Annotated in this window: 1 protein-coding gene; it reads right to left on the reverse strand. The window is 69.6% G+C overall.

Translation table 11 applies throughout. From position 1 onward, the window contains the following. Window positions 1–1192, reverse strand: a 1192-nt coding sequence (locus FVW20_RS16065) for a SulP family inorganic anion transporter (protein WP_196610386.1), incomplete at both ends; no start/stop codon positions are given.

The raw sequence follows: 1192 nt of genomic DNA on the forward strand, positions 1-1192 counted from the left end.
GCCCGCATCCGCATGGGCGTCCGCAGGGGCATCCGGCAGGATGGCGGGAACCGCCGCGCCCCCTGCCGCCTCGCCCGTGCCGTTCGTTGCGTTGGCGTTGCCGCTGCCTCCGGCGTGGTGATGTTCGCGGCGGCAGCGCCCCTCGTTGGACTGCTTGCAGGCGTCGCACACCGCGCCTTTCAGGTAGCGGCGGTAGCACAGGGCCAGCGCGTCGGACAGGGTTTCCGCCATGTTGCCCGCGCCCAGTTGCGGCACAAGACCGGACCGTTCGAACACCGTGCGCACGGCGGGTTTCACCCCGCTCAGCACCAGGGCCACCCCGCGTCGCTGGCACTTGCGCAGAAACTGCTGGAAGGCGTGCACCCCGGTGGCGTCCACCCAGTGCACCTGGCGCAGGTGCAGGATGACCGCGCGGTGGCCGAAATCCTCGTATTCGTACAGCCGCTGTTCCAACTCGTCCACGGCCCCGAAAAACAGCGTGCCTTCGATGGAATACACGGCCAGGTTGGGGCAGCATGGTCCGGCGGGCAGCCCCTGCAATTCCGGGCTGTCGCAGGTGTCCATGCGTGTCACCAGCGGGCGCGACACCTTGCGCAGGAACAGCACCAGCGAAAGCAGCACCCCCACGAACACGGCCTTTTCCAGGTCCAGCAGCAGGGTGGCGGCAAAGGTGGTCAGCAGCACCGTGCGGTCTGCCCGGGTGGCCTTCAGCGCCAGGGCAATGCCGTGCTTGTCGATCATGCCCCAGGCGATGATCATCAGGATGCCCGCCAGCGCGGCAATGGGAATGTACGCGGCCAGCGGGGCCAGCAGCAGCACGGCCAGCAAGGTGATCACCCCGGAAAGCGCCCCGGCGAAGCGGGTGCGTGCCCCGGCCACGAAATTGACGGCGCTGCGGGTGAACGAACCGCTGCCCGGTATGCCCGAAAAGAACCCGGCGGATATGTTGGCCAGCCCCTGGGCCACGAATTCGCGGCTGCCGTCCACCTGTTCGCCCCGCGCGCCCGCCAGGGTCTTGGCGATGGACAGCGCCTCCACCACGCCCAGCAGGGCAATGGCCAGGGCGGGCATGAACAGGCTGCGCATCACCTGCGCGTCGGGCGCGGGCGGCAGCGAAAAGGGCGGCAACCCGGCGGGGATGGCCCCCACCACCTTCACCCCGTGCGCGCCAAGGTCCAGCGCCCACGCCGCC

Origin of the sequence: Nitratidesulfovibrio oxamicus, assembly GCF_015731765.1 — a bacterium.
In the GTDB taxonomy this organism is placed as follows: Bacteria; Desulfobacterota; Desulfovibrionia; order Desulfovibrionales; family Desulfovibrionaceae; genus Cupidesulfovibrio; species Cupidesulfovibrio oxamicus.